Below are 15612 nucleotides of genomic sequence, written 5' to 3' on the forward strand. Positions count from 1 at the left end.
TACTACTCCCGGTTCTGAGTGCTTCGTCACAGAGCCGGTCACGATCGGGTAGCGGTCTCGTGGTGCCCCGGGCCGGGGCCCTCAGGCCCCCGGGCGCCCCAGCAGGTCGGCGAGCAGGTCGAGCACCGCCGCCAGCGCGTCCGCGTCCGGCACCCGCTGCGCCGCGAGCGTCGTGCCGTCGCCGACCTTGACCCCGAGGTCGCCCGGGCCGAGCACGGCGAACGCGGTCTCGTCCGTCGTGTCGTCCCCGGCGTAGAGCACGCGCGTCCGCGCGTGCGGGAGCCCCGCGTCGTGCCCGACGACGTCCCGCAGCCGGTCGACCGCCTCGCCCTTCGACGTCTCGACGACGGCGACCTCGACCACGTCCTTGCCGTGCATCGCGTGCAGCCCCAGGCGCACGGCCACCGCGTCCGCGGCGTCCTCGGCGGCGCGCGAGTCCGCCGCGGACGCGAGCCGCGTGTGCAGGACGGCGGCGCTCGGCTTCTCCTGCACCCAGGCCCCCTCGCGCCCCGCGACGGCGTCGGCGAACCCCGCGCGCAGCGCGTCGAGCCGGTCCGCCTGGTCCGGGGTGAGCTCCAGGGGGACGGCCTCGAGCCCCGCGGGCGTGACGACGCCCGTCTCGGCGCCGTGGCTGCCCACGAGGAACGTCCCGACGGGCGGCAGGCTGCGCTCGGCGAGGTCCGCGAGGTGGCGCCCGGAGACCAGGGCGAGGCGCGTCGTCGTCCCGGCGAGGACCGCCCCGAGGCGGTCGACGGCGGCCCGTGCGGCGGGCGCCATGCGTGCCGCGTGCGGGTCGTCGACGAGCGGCGCGAGGGTCCCGTCGAAGTCGAGCGCGACGAGCCGGGGGTGCGGGGCGTCACCGCCGTCCGCCGCGAACGCGCGCGCGGCCTCCGCGACGGGACCGGGCGGCGTCACCGGCTGGAAGGGGACGTCGTCGGGCCGGGTCACGCGCCGGCCCCCGCGGCGAGGTCGGCCTGCGCGCCGTCCTGGCCCGCGTCGTCGGGCCGCCGGTGCGGCACGCGCGACGGCATGGCCGTGAGGACCCCCAGGAACGACTCCGACCACTTCGCGACGTCGTCGTTGAGGACCTTGCGGCGCAGGCGGCGCATGCGCTTGCGCTGCTCGCGGTGGTCCATGTGCGCGGCCGCCACGATGATGTCCTTCATCCCGTCGATGTCGTGCGGGTTGACGAGGAGCGCGCCGGAGGAGAGCTCGTCCGCAGCGCCCGTGAACTCCGAGAGGACCAGCACGCCGCGGTCGTCCGAGCGGGCGGCGACGTACTCCTTGGCGACGAGGTTCATGCCGTCGCGCAGCGAGGTGACGAGCATGACGTCCGCCGCGAGGTACAGCGCGGCCATCTCCTCGGGCGGGTAGGAGTGGTGCAGGTAGTGGATCGCGGCGTGCCCGATCTCCGCGTACTCGCCGTTGATCCGCCCGACCGCGCCCTCGACGTGCTCGCGCAGCTCCTGGTAGGCGTCGACGTTCTCGCGGCTCGGGCTCGCGACCTGGACGAGCGTCGCGTGCTCGACGTCGAGCCGGCCGTCCTGCAGGAGCTCGCCGTACGCCTTGATGCGGTGCCGGATGCCCTTGGTGTAGTCGAGGCGGTCGACGCCGAGCATCATGATGTCCGGGTCGCCGAGGTCCGCGCGGATCTCGCGCGAGCGCTGCTGGACCTCGGGCGTGCGGGCGAGCTCGTCGAAGCGGCGCGAGTCGATCGAGATGGGGAACGCCGCGGCGCGCACGTGGCGGTCGCGACCGTCCTCACCGGGGACCGTGATGATGGGGCCGCGCGTCGTGTGCGCGCGCAGGCGGCGCACCGCGCGGATGAAGTTCGCGGCGTCGCCGGCGCGCTGGAAGCCCACGAGGTCCGCGCCGAGGAGGCCGTCGAGCACCTGCCGCCGCCACGGGAGCTGCTGGAACAGCTCGAGGGGCGGGAACGGGATGTGGTTGAAGAACCCGATCCGCACGTCGGGGCGCTGGGCGCGGATCATCTGCGGCACGAGCTGGAGCTGGTAGTCGTGCACCCACACGACGCCGCCCCGCGAGACCTGCGCGACGGCCGCGTCGGCGAAGCGCTGGTTGACCCGGCGGTACGCCTCCCACCACGTGCGGTGGTACGTGGGCGGCGAGATGACGTCGTGGTAGAGGGGCCAGAGCGTGTCGTTGGAGAAGCCCTCGTAGTAGCGCTCGATCTCGTCGGCGGAGAGGGTGACGGGCACGAGCCGCATGTCGTCGGCGTCGAACGGGTCGCTCGCGAGGTCGGGCGCGCCGGACCAGCCGACCCACGCGCCGTCGGACGCCTGCATGACGGGCTCGAGCGCCGTGACGAGACCGCCGGGCGAGCGGTTCCACTCGACGTCGCCGCCGGGTCCGACCGTGAAGTCCACGGGCAGCCGGTTGGCCACCACGACGAGATCGAATCCGTCTTTGCCTGTCAATGGACTTCTCCTTGAGGTTCGATAGATCGCGCCTGGGCGACCCAGGGTAGTCGGCCCGTCCGCCCCGCGGACGGGGCGTCCGTCCCGGGCCGACCCGCCCACCGGGCCCGCATCGCCCGTCTGAACGCCCGTCCGGAACGTTCGTCCGGAAGGCGACGACCGGCCCGCTGCCGCTACCTTGTCACCATGGAGGAGCCCACGCAGCGCGTCGACGCGCGGACCGCGCCGGGCGGCCCGGCGCGCGGGCCGACACCGGGCACCGAGGTCGGGGGCTACCTCATCGGCTCGCGGCTCGGCTCGGGCGCCATGGGCACCGTCCACAGCGCGCACGACGGCGGTGGGAACCTCGTCGCGATCAAGCTCCTGCACGCGCACGTCGACCTCGACGCCGCGGCCCAGGGACGCGAGCGGCTGCGCCGTGAGGCGCTCGCCCTGCAGCGCCTGCGGCACCCCGCCGTCGCGCAGATCCTCGACGTCGAGCTCGACGGCCCCGACGCGTTCATCGTCACCGAGCTCGTCGACGGCCCGACCCTCGAGGACGAGGTCGCCGAGGGCGGCCCGCTCGACCCGTGGGACCTCTACGAGCTCGCCGACCAGCTCGCCGCCGCGCTCGAGTCGGTGCACGCGGCGGGCGTCGTGCACCGCGACCTCAAGCCGAGCAACGTCATGGTCTCCTCGCGCGGCCCGGTGCTCATCGACTTCGGCATCGCGCAGGGCCTGGAGGACGCGCGCGTCACGTCGACCGGCCTCGTCATGGGGACGCCGGGCTACCTCGCGCCCGAGCTGCTCGAAGGGGCCGCCCCGAGCGTCGGGAGCGACTGGTGGGGCTGGGCCGCGCTCCTCGCCTACGCCGCGACGGGCCGGGCCCCGTTCGGGGTGCGACCGACCGACGTCGTCCTGGCCCGCGCCCGCAGCGGGCGGCCCGACCTCGCCGGCCTCGGGCCCGTCACGGCGCGCGTGCTCGCCGGGGCCCTGCACGCGGACCCCGCGCAGCGGCTCGGGCCGACCGAGGTCGTCGCCGCACTGCGGCACGCCGCCGACACGGGCGACGCCGCCCCTGCGACCCAGGTCGTCGGCGCGCCCACGGGCCCCACGCAGGTCGTGCCGCCGGTCGCCGTCGTCCCGGGGGGCACCGGGGCGCAGGCGTGGACCGGCCAGGCGCACGTCGTGCCGCCGCCCCTGCCCACGTCGCAGTCCCAGGTCAACGACGGCCGCACCATGGCCGTCCCGGCCGGCCACGACCTCATGGACGACCTCGGGGCCCCGCCCGTGGGGGAGGACGGCGAGCCGCTCTACGTGCGGCCCGTGCCCGCCGCGCGCCGCACCGCGCTGCTCCTCCTCGCGGCCCCGCTCGTGCTCCTGGGCATGCTGCACCCGGGCGTCGCGTTCGTCGTGCTCTCCGTGCTCGTCGTCCTCGCGCGCGTCGTCGGGGTGACGACCGAGTCGCTGCACGCACGGCGCGAGCGGCGCGGCGTCTCGCCCCGGGACACGGTGCGGGCCGTCGCGGCGTCACCCTGGTACGTCGTGCGCGCCGTGGTCGGGGCGCTCCCGTCCCTGCTCGTCGCGGCCTGCGCGGGCGTGCTCGTCGTCGTGGCCGGGTGGTGGCTGCTGGAGTCCGACCGCTGGGTCGTCGTCGAGGGCGCGGACGGCGGGAACTCGCCCGTCGTCACGACCGTGATCCTGGGCCTCGCGGCGCTCGCGGCCGTCGTGCTCGCGTGGGCCGGTCCGCTGACCCACCTCACGCGCTACGGGACGCGGACCGCGCTCGCGCGGCTCGCCCCGGGACGCACGGGGACCCTGGTGCTCGCGGGCGTCGGGCTCGCCCTCACGATCCTGTGCGTCGTCCTCCTCGCCGGCGACCCCGAGGTGACGTGGTGGCCGTTCCCCGGGCCCCCGTCGCTGCGCTGAGCGGCATCGCGTCGCTCGCCGACGCGCCCGGCCGGTGCGCCCGACCCGTCCTGGACGTTCCCAGCCCGCTACCAGCCCGCATGCGTAGGATGGGCGCCGTGCTCCGGACGACGGTGCCGCGCGCGTGGTCGCGCGGCGTGACGCGCACGTCCGTCGTGCCCGTGACCGGTCGCCTCGTCGGCCCCGCCCTCCTGCTCCTCACGCTCCTCGCAGCCCTGGTGACACAGCTCGCCGACCGCGGGTACGCCGTCGTGCACCAGTGCGTCACGGTGCCGGGTGCGTGGGGCGTCGCCGGGATGCACCTGGCGCTCGTCCACGAGACCCCCGACTGCCCGTCCGGCACCGCCCTCGGCGGCGACCCCGCCGCCATGGTCACCGTTGTGGGCGTCCTCGCGCTCCCCGTGGTGGTCGGGCACGCCGTGGCCGCGGCCGTCGCGTGGGGCGTCTCGGCGTGGGCGCGGCGCGCCCACGAGCGCTCGCGGGCCGTCGTGACCGGCGCGGCGCGCGTGCTGCGCACGGTCCTGCGGGGCGCCGCGCGCCCGGTGCGCGCGCTCGTGGCGGGTGCCCGGCGGGTCGTCCGCCCGGTGCCCGACGCCGTCCCCGCCGCGCTGCACCACCTCGCGGACGCGGTGGTGCGCACGCGGCGCGGGCCGCCGCGGCTCGCCCTGGTCTGACGCCGACGTCTGACGACGCCGTCGGACGCACGGCCCAGCGCGCCCCCGTCGGCGCGCACCTCGACACATCCCCAGCTCTCGGAACTCCCTCGGAGGACGACCATGCCCAGCAACGAAGCCCAGACCAAGGCCCAGCGCCGCGAGGCCGCGCGCGCGGAGGCCCTCGCGCTGCGCGAGGCGCAGGCCAAGCGCGACAAGCGGAACCGCCTCATCACGATCGGAGCGCTCGTCGCGGGCGTCCTCGTCCTCGTCGGTGTGTTCCTCGCCGTCTGGATCCCGGCCATGAAGGACCAGAACAAGACGATCGACGCCGTCGCGGCCGGCAACCTCGCCGACGTGACCAGCCCGACCACCGCGCGCGACGACGGCGGCATCCCCCTGGGCGTCGACGGCGCCGCCGGGACGGAGAACGACGGCGCGGTCGAGGTCGGCGTGTACCTCGACTACATGTGCCCCATCTGCGGCCAGTTCGAGCAGACGAACGGCCCGACGCTCGACCAGCTCCGCGAGTCGGGCGACGTGACCGTCGTGCTGCACCCCGTCGCGATCCTCGACCGGATGGCGAACGCGCAGCAGTTCTCGACCCGCTCCGCCGCCGCGGCGGCGTGGGTCGCCGACCGCGCGCCGGAGCAGATGAACGCGTTCAACGCGATCATGTTCCAGAACCAGCCCGAGGAGAACGTCTCGACCCTCACCGACGAGCAGATCGCGGACCTGGCCGAGCAGGCCGGCGTCCCGGCCGACGTCGCCGCGGGGATCGCGGACGGGACCGCCGTCGAGACGTTCGGCGACTGGGCCGCCACCGCGACGAGCCTCGTCACCCAGGACGAGGCGCTGGCGAACCCGCAGTCGGGCGGCTTCGGCACGCCGACGATCACCATCGACGGCGAGCGCTGGGACGGCAACTGGAGCGACCCGAACGCCCTCTCCGCCGCCGTCACGGCCGCGCAGGGCTGACCGCGGCACCGCGCCCTCGTCGGCGCGGTGAGCGGTCCCGGGCCGGCCGGGCGAGCGGGTAGTCTGTTCGCTCGCCCGGCGGCCCGGGCACGCCGCCTTAGCTCAGCTGGTAGAGCACTCGCCTTGTAAGCGAAAGGTCGTCGGTTCGAACCCGACAGGCGGCTCCACCACGACGCCCCCGGCTCCTCGGAGCCGGGGGCGTCGTCGTGTCGGCACGCATCGTGAGATCGGCAGCTTCTGCCGGGATCGGCAGTCGCGACCGCCGATCTCCGCAGACACCGCCGATCTCGTGCGCTCGGCGGTCGGCGACGTCAGCGGTCGGCGACGCTCAGCGGTCGGCGAGCGGGACCGGGAGGAGCTCGGGCGCCTTGGGGAGCCGGCCGTCGCCCGACGACGTCCCGCGGAGGCGGCGCTGGGCCCACGGCACGACGTGGGTGCGCACCCACTGCGCGTTCTGCCGGGCCCGGTCCAGCGCCGGGACCGGCGGCAGGGGTGCGAGCGGGTCGTCCCACACCGCGTCGTCGGGCGCCTGGCCCAGCCCGACGAGCGCGGCCTGCGCGACCCGCCGGTGCCCCTCGGGCGTGAGGTGGATGCGGTCCTCCGACCACACGCGCCAGTCCTGGAGCGCGCGCATGCCCCACAGGTCGAGCACGTACGCGCCCTGCCGGCGCGCGATCGACCACACGTGTGCGTTGTACACCCCGACGCGCGACCGCGTGAGGCTCACGAGCGGCGACTGCGACGCGTCGAAGCCCGTCGCCATGAGGACGTCGATCCCCGCGTCGCGCAGCCGGGCGACGGCGTGCTCGAGGTTGCGTGCGAGGCGGTCCACGTCCGCGTTCGGCCGCAGGATGTCGTTGCCGCCGCCGATGACGCTCACGAGGTCCGGCTTCAGCTCCAGCGCCGCCGGGACCTGCTCGGTGAGGATCGAGCGCAGCTTGCGCCCGCGGATCGCGAGGTTCGCGTAGCGCAGCGGCTCCTCGCCCGCCGCGACGCGGCGGGCGGCGAGGTGCTGCGCGAGGAGGTCGGCCCAGCCGCGCTGGTGGTCGTCCTCGCCGGGGTACGGGTCCCACAGCCCCTCGGTGAACGAGTCGCCGATCGCGAGGTAGCTCGTCCAGCGGGGTGGGGTGTCCTCGGGTCGGCGTGCGTCGGAGGTGTCACCGGCCAGGGGAGTGGTCGTCGGGTTCTGCGTCGTCACCCGCCCATTCTGCTCCCGCCGTGGCCCTGCACCACCGAGCCCCGTCCGTGGTGTGCCGAGGTAGAGCGGTGGTCGCCTGAGGTAGCGCCGTGCACCGTGACCACGCCTCTACCTCGGGCGACCGGGGCTCTACCTCGACGGTGAGGTCACGGGGTGGGGAGGGTCCAGTCGACGGGGGTGGCGCCCTGGGCGACGAGGAGCTCGTTGACGCGGGAGAACGGGCGCGAGCCGAAGAAGCCCCGGCGGGCCGAGAGCGGGCTGGGGTGGGCGCTCGCGACGACGGGGGTGTCGCCGAGCATCGGGCGCAGCGTCGCGGCGTCGCGGCCCCACAGGATCGCGACGAGCGGGGCGTCGCGGTCGACGAGCGCGCGGATGGCGGCCTCCGTCACGGCCTCCCAGCCCTGGCCGCGGTGCGAGCCGGGCTCGCCCGGGCGGACGGTGAGCACCCTGTTGAGGAGCATGACGCCCTGGTCGCTCCACGCGGTGAGGTCGCCGTTCGCGGGCGTGGGGGCGCCGACGTCGTCGGCCAGTTCGGCGAAGATGTTCTGGAGCGAGCGCGGCACGGGGCGCACGTGCGGCTGCACGGAGAACGACAGCCCCATCGGGTGCCCCGGCGTGGGGTAAGGGTCCTGCCCGACGACGAGGACGCGCACGTCCGCGAGGGGCCGCGAGAACGCGTTGAGGATCGCCGACGGCGCGGGCAGGTACTCGCGCCCGGCCGCGACCTCCGCGCGCAGGAAGTCCCCGGTCGCGTGGAGCTGCGGCTCGACGGGCGCGAGGGCCTCGGCCCAGTCGGGCGCCATGATGCTCGCGAGCGGGGGGCGGGGGCTCGGCGTCGGACCGGTGGCGGCCGGGGTGCTGCCCGGGGCGACGTCGACGGGCTGGGCGGGTGCGCTCTCCACGGCACCGAGCCTAACGGCCGCACGGAGCGGCCTCTCACGACTCCGGCGAGGACGAATGACACGCGTGTGGTTCGTGCGTACGCTGAGAGGCGGCCGGGCGCCGGAGTGCGCAGGTGTGGTGACGAGAGAGTGCAGGGAGGGAACGATGAGCGAGGCGGCGTACGTGCTCGACGGACCCGACGCGGTCGGCGACCCGACCGTGCAGGAGGCCCCGTCGTCGGGCCTGAGCGAGCGGGACCAGGAGATCCTGGCGTTCGAGCGGCAGTGGTGGAAGTACTCGGGCGCCAAGGAGCAGGCGGTGCGCGAGCTGTTCGACATGACCGCGACGCGCTACTACCAGGTGCTCAACGCGCTCATCGACTCCCCGGCGGCGCTCGCGCACGACCCCATGCTCGTCAAGCGGCTGCGCCGGATGCGTTCCACCAGGCAGCGGGCCCGTACCGCCCGTCGGCTCGAAGGCCTCTGACGTGCGGACCGCCGCCGCCCGTGAAGTCCGGGCGAACCAGGCGTTTAGCCAACCGGCCTGACCGGGCTACCCTGTCGCCGTGACGAAGAGCCGCTACCCCTACGCGCCCGACGAGTTCGACGCGCCCGCGCAGCAGGGCTCCCCGGTGGGGGTGCACCGCACGCCGCGCAGCGGGTGGAGCAAGACGTGGCCGTTCCTGCTGGTCGCCGTCGTCTTCGCCGGCCTCGCGTACGGGGGCGTCGCGCTGCTGTCGGACAACGGCGCGACCGAGAACCCGCCGCAGGCGCAGTCGACCGACCCCGCCGCGGAAGAGACCGAGGCGCCGCCGGCCGACGAGACCGAGGAGGCTCCGGCGACCGAGGAGCCCCCGGCCGCGGAGGATCCGGCCGTCGAGGAGCCGCCCGCGGCGCCCGACCTCGCCACGCTCATGGCCGCGGCCGACCCGTCGGCCAGCGTCCGCGTCCTCAACGCCAGCGGCATCGGCGGTGAGGCAGGGAAGGGCCGCGACGCGCTCACGAGCCAGGGGTTCACGAACGTCGAGGCTGCGGACTACGAGGGCGACCCGGACGAGATCGCAGCAACCACGGTCTGGTACGGCGAGGACCGCAGCGACAGCGCCGCCGCCGTGGCGGCGATCCTCGGGATCCCGGCCGAGCAGGTGAGTCAGCAGACTCTCCGTGCCGGTGACGTGGTGGTCATCGTCAAGTCGGAGCTCACGCCTGTCGGCTGACGACGGCGCGGTCGGTTCTCCCTGCGATCGTGGTGGCACCGGTGTGACCTGCTCGTTCGCCTCGCCGTCTGCCTGTCGCGGCCACGCGTTCGACCTACCGCGCACGCCACGGTCGGGCTAGGCTCGGGCTACCACGGGGCGGGGGTCGCCTCGCGGGCGACGATGCACGAGGAGAACGTCAATGGCTCAGGGCACCGTGAAGTGGTTCAACTCCGAGAAGGGCTACGGGTTCATCACGCCCGCGGCCGGCGGACAGGACCTCTTCGTGCACTTCAGCGCGATCCAGACCGACGGCTACCGCACGCTCGACGAGGGCCAGGAGGTCGAGTTCGAGCTCGGCCAGGGCACCAAGGGCCCGCAGGCCGAGCAGGTGCGGCCGCTCTGACGCCGCTCGCGAGGGTCGCGTGACGGAGAACCTCGACGCCGTCGTCGTCGGTTCGGGCCCCAACGGGCTGGCCGCCGCCGTGACCCTCGCGCGTGCCGGGCTCGCCGTGCGCGTGCTCGAGGCACAGCCGACGACCGGCGGCGGCGCGCGCACGCTCGACCTCGGTCTGGCGGACGGGGTCGTGCACGACGTGTGCTCGGCCGTGCACCCGATGGCGTGGGCGTCGCCGTTCTTCGAGGCGTTCGACCTGGGCGCGCGCGGCGTGGAGCTGCTCGCGCCGGAGGTGTCGTACGCGCAGCCCCTCGACGGCGGTCGCGCGGGCGTCGCGTACCACGACCTCGACCGCACGGTGGAGCGTCTCGGCGTCGACGGCGCCGCCTGGCGTGCGCTGCTCGGCCCGCTGGCGGAGGGCTGGCGCGACGTGGTCGCGCTCGCCCTCGGGGACAAGCGCTCGGTCCCCGGGCGCGCGCTGACGCCCGGCGGGGCCGCGGTCGCCGCGCGGTTCGGCGCCGCCGTCCTCGAGCAGGGGAGCGCTGCCTGGGGCCGACGCTTCCGCACCGAGGAGGCGGGGGCGCTGCTCACGGGCGTCGCGGCGCACGCGATCTCCCGCCTGCCGTCGTTGGCCGCCGCCGGGACCGCGCTCCTGCTCGCCTCGCTCGGCCACGCGCCGGGCGGCTGGCCCCTGCCGCGGGGCGGGTCGGGCGCGATCGTCGCGGCACTCCTGGACGACCTGCGCGCGCACGGTAGCGAGGTCGTGACCGGCCACCGCGTCGGTGCGCTCGAGGACCTGCCGCGGGCCCGGGCGTACGTGTTCGACACCGCGCCCGGCGTCGTCGCGGACGTGTTCGGCGACCGCCTGTCGCCCCGGGCCGAGTGGGCCCTGCGGCGGTTCCGGCACGGCGACGCCGCCGCGAAGGTCGACCTCGTGCTCTCCGGGCCGGTCCCGTGGACCGATCCCGAGGTGGGACGTGCCGGGACCGTGCACGTCGGCGGGACGCGTGCCGAGATGGCGCGTGCCGAGGCGGACGTCGCGGCCGGTCGGCACGCGGCGCGCCCGGTCGTGCTGGTGAGCGACCCGACCGTCGTCGACCCCGCGCGCGAGGTCGACGGGGCGCGGCCGTTGTGGACGTACGCGCACGTGCCCGCCGGTTCGACGCGCGACGTGACGGAGGACGTCCTCGGCCAGCTCGAACGGTTCGCCCCGGGGGTCCGGGACCTCGTCGTCGCGTCGCGGTGCGTGCCCGCCGCGGAGATGGCCACGCACGACGAGAGCTACGTGGGCGGCGACATCGCGGGCGGTGCCGTGAGCATGTGGCAGATGGTCGCGCGCCCCACCCCCCGGCTCGACCCCTACGCGGTCGGGCTGGAGGGCGTCTACCTGTGCTCGGCGTCCACGCCGCCCGGACCGGGCGTGCACGGGCTCGGCGGCTGGAACGCCGCGCGGCGCGTGCTGCGCCGGGAGTTCGACGTCCGCGCGGAGCCCGATCTGGCGCCGACGTCGGAGGTGGGCGCCAGGTAGCGGTCGCGGTCCGCGACCACGCCTCTACCTCGTCTGACCACGCCTCTACCTCAGGTGACCGCGCCTCTACCTCGCCGGGTCGGCGGTGGTCGTGTCGAGCTCCACGAGCGCGAGCACGACGAGCGCGGAGCTCCAGGAGAGCGGCGCGACGGCGGCCGGGGAGCCGTCCGCGAGGACCTTCTCCGGGATCGCCCCGGACGCCGTGCGGTGGTCGCCGACCCAGCGGAGCCACTCCCGGGCGTCGGCCTGGTCCTCCGGGTCCGACGACGACGCGGCGGCGAGCGCGTAGAGCGTCGTCTGGGGCGTCCAGGAGATGCCGTCCTCGCGCCAGCCCGCGCCGGGCGCGAGACCGCCCGCGGGCCGCAGCATCTCGGTGACCGACGCGCGCCACGCGACGTCGGCGCCCGCGAGCGGCTCGGGCTGGAACGGCGGCAGCACGAACGCGGTCGACGCGTCGCGCGCGCCGCCGGTCACGTGGCGCGGGTAGCCCTGGGACCCGAACGACCGCTCGACGGCCATGCGCAGCCGCGCCGCGGCCAACGTCGCGTCGGTCGCGCGCCCGGTCTCGCCCGCCGCGGCGTAGACGTCGGCCGCGGCCTCGAGCCCGGCGAGCAGGGGGCCGGCGGTGCCGAGGGTGAGCGCCGTCGGCTCGACCTCCCAGTAGTCGCTGGAGGGCGGGGGCAGCGGGTCCTCGCCGTCCACGAGCGAGAGCGCGTGGTCGGTCGCGGCGTCGACGAGGGGCCGCAGCTCCGCGGCGACCTCGCGCCGCTCGGCGGCGGGCGTCTCCTCCAGCACGACGTCGGCCGCCCACAGCACCCAGCCGACGCCGTCGGACTGGAGGCCGCGGTCGTCGGGCACGCCGGAGCCGTCGGGCAGGTAGCGCGCGTGGAACGACCCGTCGTCCTCCTGGACACGGGCGAGGAAGCCGAGGACGTCCCGCGCGTCGTCGACGTGCCCGGTGCGCGCGAACGCCGCCGCCGTGAACGACGCGTCGCGCGGCCACACGTAGCGCCACTTGGGCGAGGCGGCGGCGAGCGCGGCGCCGTCGTCGAGGGTGAGGGCGCGCAGGTCGAGGAGCGCGGCCTCGCCGAGCGCGGCGAACGGCCCGTCCGCGCCGGGGACGACGCCGGACACGAGCCAGGCGCGCGACGCGGCGGCGGCGTCCTGCGCCAGGCCGGGGTCGAGGAGCGCCGACGCGTCGAGCCGCGCCCCGGCGACCTGCGCGAGGCGGTCCGCCTCGCCGTCCGCGGGGTCGACGCCGTCGGCGAGCGCGACCGGGTCGAGCGACATGGGGTCGAGCACGCGGCTGCCGGGGAGGTACGTCACGGCGGCCCCGGGGGCGAGGCGCAGGAGCGCGGTGCCGCCGTCGGGGGCGGTCGCGACGGCGACGCCGTCCTGGTACAGGTCGATGTGCTCGCCCGTGGGAGCGGCGACGGCGGTCGCGGCGGTGAGACCGAGGGCGGGGACCAGCACGAAGCCGGCCAGGGCTGCTGCGAGGCGCCACGACGGTGTTGCGCGGATCACACCGCGCATCTTAGGCGGAGTGCGCGGTGCCGCGGGTTTCGCCCGTCGCGATACGGGGACCGGCCCTGGCGGGCTGTCTTGCACTCGCACCCTGCGAGTGCCAATAATGGCGTTAGCACTCTCGTCATGAGAGTGACAGAAGTGAACAGCGCAGGCAGCCGCTCACCGCGGGTGCGGCGCAACCCACCAGGTCGACAGGTGAGGCCCGCCCCGGCGGCGTGACAGGAACGCCGCCCGTCGCGGGTCGTCCGTCGCGGGCGCCGGCCGACCGCCATACGCCACCAGCGGAGGATCATTCCCCATGGCCAAGATCATCGCCTTCGACGAGGAGGCTCGTCGGAGCATGGAGCGCGGGCTCAACGCCCTCGCCGACACCGTCAAGGTCACCCTCGGCCCCAAGGGCCGCAACGTCGTGCTCGACAAGAAGTGGGGCGCGCCGACCATCACGAACGACGGCGTCTCCATCGCCAAGGAGATCGAGCTCGAGGACCCGTACGAGAAGATCGGTGCGGAGCTCGTCAAGGAGGTCGCCAAGAAGACCGACGACGTCGCGGGTGACGGCACCACCACCGCGACCGTGCTCGCCCAGGCGCTCGTGCGCGAGGGCCTGCGCGTCGTCGCGGCCGGCGCCAACCCGATCGCCGTCAAGCGCGGCATCGAGAAGGCCGTCGACGCGGTGACCGAGCAGCTGCTCAACGCCGCCAAGGACATCGAGACCAAGGAGGAGATCGCCGCCACGGCCGCCATCTCCGCCGGCGACCCCGCGATCGGCGAGCTCATCGCCGAGGCCCTCGACAAGGTGGGCAAGGAGGGCGTCATCACGGTCGAGGAGTCGAACACGTTCGGCCTCGAGCTCGAGCTCACCGAGGGCATGCGCTTCGACAAGGGCTTCCTCGCGCGCTACTTCGAGACGGACCCCGAGCGCCAGGAGGCCGTGCTCGAGGACCCGTACGTCCTCATCGTCGAGTCCAAGATCTCGAACGTGAAGGACCTGCTCCCGGTCCTCGACCAGGTCATGAAGGCCGGCCGCTCGCTCCTCATCATCGCCGAGGACGTCGAGGGCGAGGCTCTCGCGACCCTGGTGCTCAACAAGATCCGTGGCACGTTCAAGTCCGTCGCCGTCAAGGCCCCGGGCTTCGGCGACCGCCGCAAGGCCATGCTCCAGGACATCGCGATCCTCACCGGCGGCCAGGTCATCACCGAGACGGTGGGCCTCAAGCTCGAGAACGCGACGCTGGACCTGCTCGGCCAGGCGCGCAAGGTCGTCGTCACCAAGGACGAGACCACGATCGTCGAGGGCGCGGGCGACGCCGACCTGATCCAGGGTCGCGTCAACCAGATCCGTGGCGAGATCGAGAAGTCGGACTCCGACTACGACCGCGAGAAGCTCCAGGAGCGCCTCGCGAAGCTCGCCGGCGGCGTGGCCGTCATCAAGGCGGGTGCCGCCACGGAGGTCGAGCTCAAGGAGCGCAAGCACCGCATCGAGGACGCCGTGCGCAACGCGAAGGCGGCCGTCGAGGAGGGCATCGTCGCCGGTGGTGGCGTCGCGCTCATCCAGGCCGGTGCCGTGGCGTTCGAGAAGCTCGAGCTCGAGGGCGACGAGGCGACCGGTGCGCAGATCGTGCGCGCCGCGATCGACGCCCCGCTCAAGCAGATCGCCGTCAACGCGGGCCTCGAGGGTGGCGTCGTCGCGGAGAAGGTGCGCAACCTCCCCGCTGGCCAGGGCCTCAACGCCGCGACCGGTGAGTACGAGGACCTCCTCGCCGCCGGCGTGAACGACCCGGTCAAGGTCACGCGCTCCGCGCTGCAGAACGCCGCCTCCATCGCGGCGCTCTTCCTCACGACCGAGGCCGTCGTCGCCGACAAGCCGGAGAAGGCTCCGGCCGTCCCCGGTGGCGACGGTGGCATGGGCGGCATGGACTTCTGATCCACGCCTGACCCCTTCCCGGCCCTGCCGGGAGACCGCAGGACATCGAAGGCCGCCGGCCGGGTTCGCCCGGTCGGCGGCCTTCGTCGTGCCCGGGAACGGACGCGGTACACGGACGTATAACGCGGTGTATACACGCCGGAAACGAACGCGCGGCAGGATCGCGGTCATGCACCTGACCCCCGCGGACACCGAGAAGCTGCTGCTCGCCGTCGCGGGCATGGTCGCGCGCGACCGGCGCGAGCGTGGCGTGCTGCTCAACTACCCCGAGACCGTCGCCCTGCTCACCACGTGGGTGATCGAGCGCGCCCGCGAGGGGGCGGGCGTCGAGGAGCTCATGGTCTCCGGCCGCGCGGTGCTCGGCCGCGACGAGGTCATGGACGGCGTCGCGGAGATGCTGCCCGACGTCCAGGTCGAGGCGACCTTCCCCGACGGGCGCAAGCTCGTCACCATCCACCAGCCGATCGCCTGAGCCGTCCCGGTCCGGCGCACGCACCAGACGCAGCGAGAGCGAGGCGACCCATGGCAGGCATCAGCACGAGCGGACCCGGAGCGATCCGGCTCAAGCGCGGCACCGAGGACGTCCCCGTCGTCCTCAACGCCGACCGCACCGACGACGAGCGCGTCACGCTGGTCGTGACGAACACCGGAGACCGCCCGGTCCAGATCGGCTCCCACCTGCACCTCCCCGACGCCAACGCCGCGCTCTCGTTCGACCGGGACGCCGCGCACGGCTTCCGGCTCGACGTCCCGTCCGGCACGTCGCGTCGCTTCGAGCCCGGTGCGTCGGCGGAGGTCGAGGCCGTCGCCCTGCGGGGCCGACGCCGCGTCCCCGGGCTCCAGCGCGGCAAGCCCGACGGCGGCGCGCTGGACCGCGCGACCGAGCCTGCCGAACCCGGGGTCGCTCCCCAGGATCCGGCGGACGTGGGGAGAGACCCCGGGTTCGGCACACGGAGCACGACCACCCCTGAGGAGGACTGACGC

At 75.0% G+C, this 15612-nt stretch carries 15 protein-coding genes and 1 tRNA gene; 11 read left to right on the forward strand and 5 right to left on the reverse strand.

The window, feature by feature from the left end; genetic code table 11:
- Positions 1–81: 81 nt before the first annotated feature.
- Together otsB and ACFC2L_RS15520 are read right to left on the reverse strand one after the other, a co-directional pair.
- Positions 82–948, reverse strand: coding sequence for a trehalose-phosphatase (gene otsB, locus ACFC2L_RS15515; RefSeq protein WP_375825191.1), 867 nt, complete (start codon positions 946–948; stop codon positions 82–84).
- The gene (locus ACFC2L_RS15520) at positions 945–2408 is read right to left on the reverse strand and encodes a trehalose-6-phosphate synthase (protein WP_375825192.1); all 1464 of its coding nucleotides are present in this window, start codon (positions 2406–2408) and stop codon (positions 945–947) included. The genes otsB and ACFC2L_RS15520 overlap by 4 nt, the downstream gene beginning before the upstream one ends.
- A gap of 216 nt (positions 2409–2624) precedes the next feature.
- On the opposite strand from ACFC2L_RS15520, the gene ACFC2L_RS15525 reads away from it, so the two are divergent.
- From ACFC2L_RS15525 to ACFC2L_RS15540, 4 genes are all read left to right on the forward strand, one after another.
- Positions 2625–4346 (forward strand): protein kinase, encoded by a 1722-nt coding sequence (locus tag ACFC2L_RS15525; protein ID WP_375825194.1) that lies wholly within the window; start codon positions 2625–2627, stop codon positions 4344–4346.
- A 98-nt stretch (positions 4347–4444) separates the two neighbouring features.
- Positions 4445–5020: a hypothetical protein gene (locus tag ACFC2L_RS15530; RefSeq protein WP_375825196.1), complete on the forward strand. Its 576-nt coding sequence runs from the start codon at positions 4445–4447 to the stop codon at positions 5018–5020.
- A 102-nt stretch (positions 5021–5122) separates the two neighbouring features.
- Positions 5123–5977 carry a DsbA family protein gene (locus ACFC2L_RS15535; protein WP_375825197.1) on the forward strand — a complete coding sequence of 285 codons (855 nt, stop codon included), beginning with the start codon at positions 5123–5125 and terminating at the stop codon, positions 5975–5977.
- 91 nt (positions 5978–6068) lie between these two features.
- Positions 6069–6144 (forward strand) — tRNA-Thr (locus tag ACFC2L_RS15540).
- A gap of 161 nt (positions 6145–6305) precedes the next feature.
- Here ACFC2L_RS15540 and ACFC2L_RS15545 read toward each other — a convergent pair.
- Both ACFC2L_RS15545 and ACFC2L_RS15550 read right to left on the reverse strand, forming a co-directional pair.
- Entirely contained in the window at positions 6306–7145 is an 840-nt protein-coding gene (locus ACFC2L_RS15545; RefSeq protein ID WP_375825282.1) for an SGNH/GDSL hydrolase family protein, read from the reverse strand.
- Positions 7146–7321: 176 nt separating this feature from the next.
- Entirely contained in the window at positions 7322–7981 is a 660-nt protein-coding gene (locus tag ACFC2L_RS15550) for a uracil-DNA glycosylase (RefSeq protein WP_375825283.1), read from the reverse strand.
- A 241-nt stretch (positions 7982–8222) separates the two neighbouring features.
- Between ACFC2L_RS15550 and ACFC2L_RS15555 the strand changes: the two genes are divergently transcribed.
- The 4 genes from ACFC2L_RS15555 to ACFC2L_RS15570 all read left to right on the forward strand — a co-directional run bounded on the left by ACFC2L_RS15555 (position 8223) and on the right by ACFC2L_RS15570 (position 11177).
- The gene (locus tag ACFC2L_RS15555; protein WP_253052634.1) at positions 8223–8543 is read left to right on the forward strand and encodes a DUF3263 domain-containing protein; all 321 of its coding nucleotides are present in this window, start codon (positions 8223–8225) and stop codon (positions 8541–8543) included.
- A 79-nt stretch (positions 8544–8622) separates the two neighbouring features.
- Entirely contained in the window at positions 8623–9273 is a 651-nt protein-coding gene (locus ACFC2L_RS15560) for a LytR C-terminal domain-containing protein (RefSeq protein ID WP_375825198.1), read from the forward strand.
- 181 nt (positions 9274–9454) lie between these two features.
- Entirely contained in the window at positions 9455–9658 is a 204-nt protein-coding gene (locus ACFC2L_RS15565; RefSeq protein WP_047232397.1) for a cold-shock protein, read from the forward strand.
- Between the two features lie 19 nt (positions 9659–9677).
- On the forward strand, positions 9678–11177 hold the full coding sequence (locus ACFC2L_RS15570; RefSeq protein ID WP_375825200.1) for a phytoene desaturase family protein: 1500 nt from the start codon (positions 9678–9680) through the stop codon (positions 11175–11177).
- A 66-nt stretch (positions 11178–11243) separates the two neighbouring features.
- Here the strand turns inward: ACFC2L_RS15570 and ACFC2L_RS15575 are convergent, their stop codons facing one another.
- Positions 11244–12710 (reverse strand): glycoside hydrolase family 15, encoded by a 1467-nt coding sequence (locus ACFC2L_RS15575; protein ID WP_375825202.1) that lies wholly within the window; start codon positions 12708–12710, stop codon positions 11244–11246.
- Between the two features lie 292 nt (positions 12711–13002).
- On the opposite strand from ACFC2L_RS15575, the gene groL reads away from it, so the two are divergent.
- The 3 genes from groL to ureB all read left to right on the forward strand — a co-directional run bounded on the left by groL (position 13003) and on the right by ureB (position 15609).
- Positions 13003–14628, forward strand: coding sequence for a chaperonin GroEL (groL, locus tag ACFC2L_RS15580; RefSeq protein WP_375825203.1), 1626 nt, complete (start codon positions 13003–13005; stop codon positions 14626–14628).
- A 169-nt stretch (positions 14629–14797) separates the two neighbouring features.
- Complete coding sequence (locus ACFC2L_RS15585; RefSeq protein WP_375825205.1) at positions 14798–15100, forward strand: urease subunit gamma; 303 nt, start codon at positions 14798–14800, stop codon at positions 15098–15100.
- Positions 15101–15150: 50 nt separating this feature from the next.
- Entirely contained in the window at positions 15151–15609 is a 459-nt protein-coding gene (gene ureB / locus ACFC2L_RS15590) for an urease subunit beta (protein WP_375825206.1), read from the forward strand.
- The last annotated feature ends 3 nt before the right edge of the window (positions 15610–15612 follow it).

This window comes from Cellulosimicrobium sp. NPDC055967, from assembly GCF_042269845.1.
In the GTDB taxonomy this organism is placed as follows: domain Bacteria; phylum Actinomycetota; class Actinomycetes; order Actinomycetales; family Cellulomonadaceae; genus Cellulosimicrobium.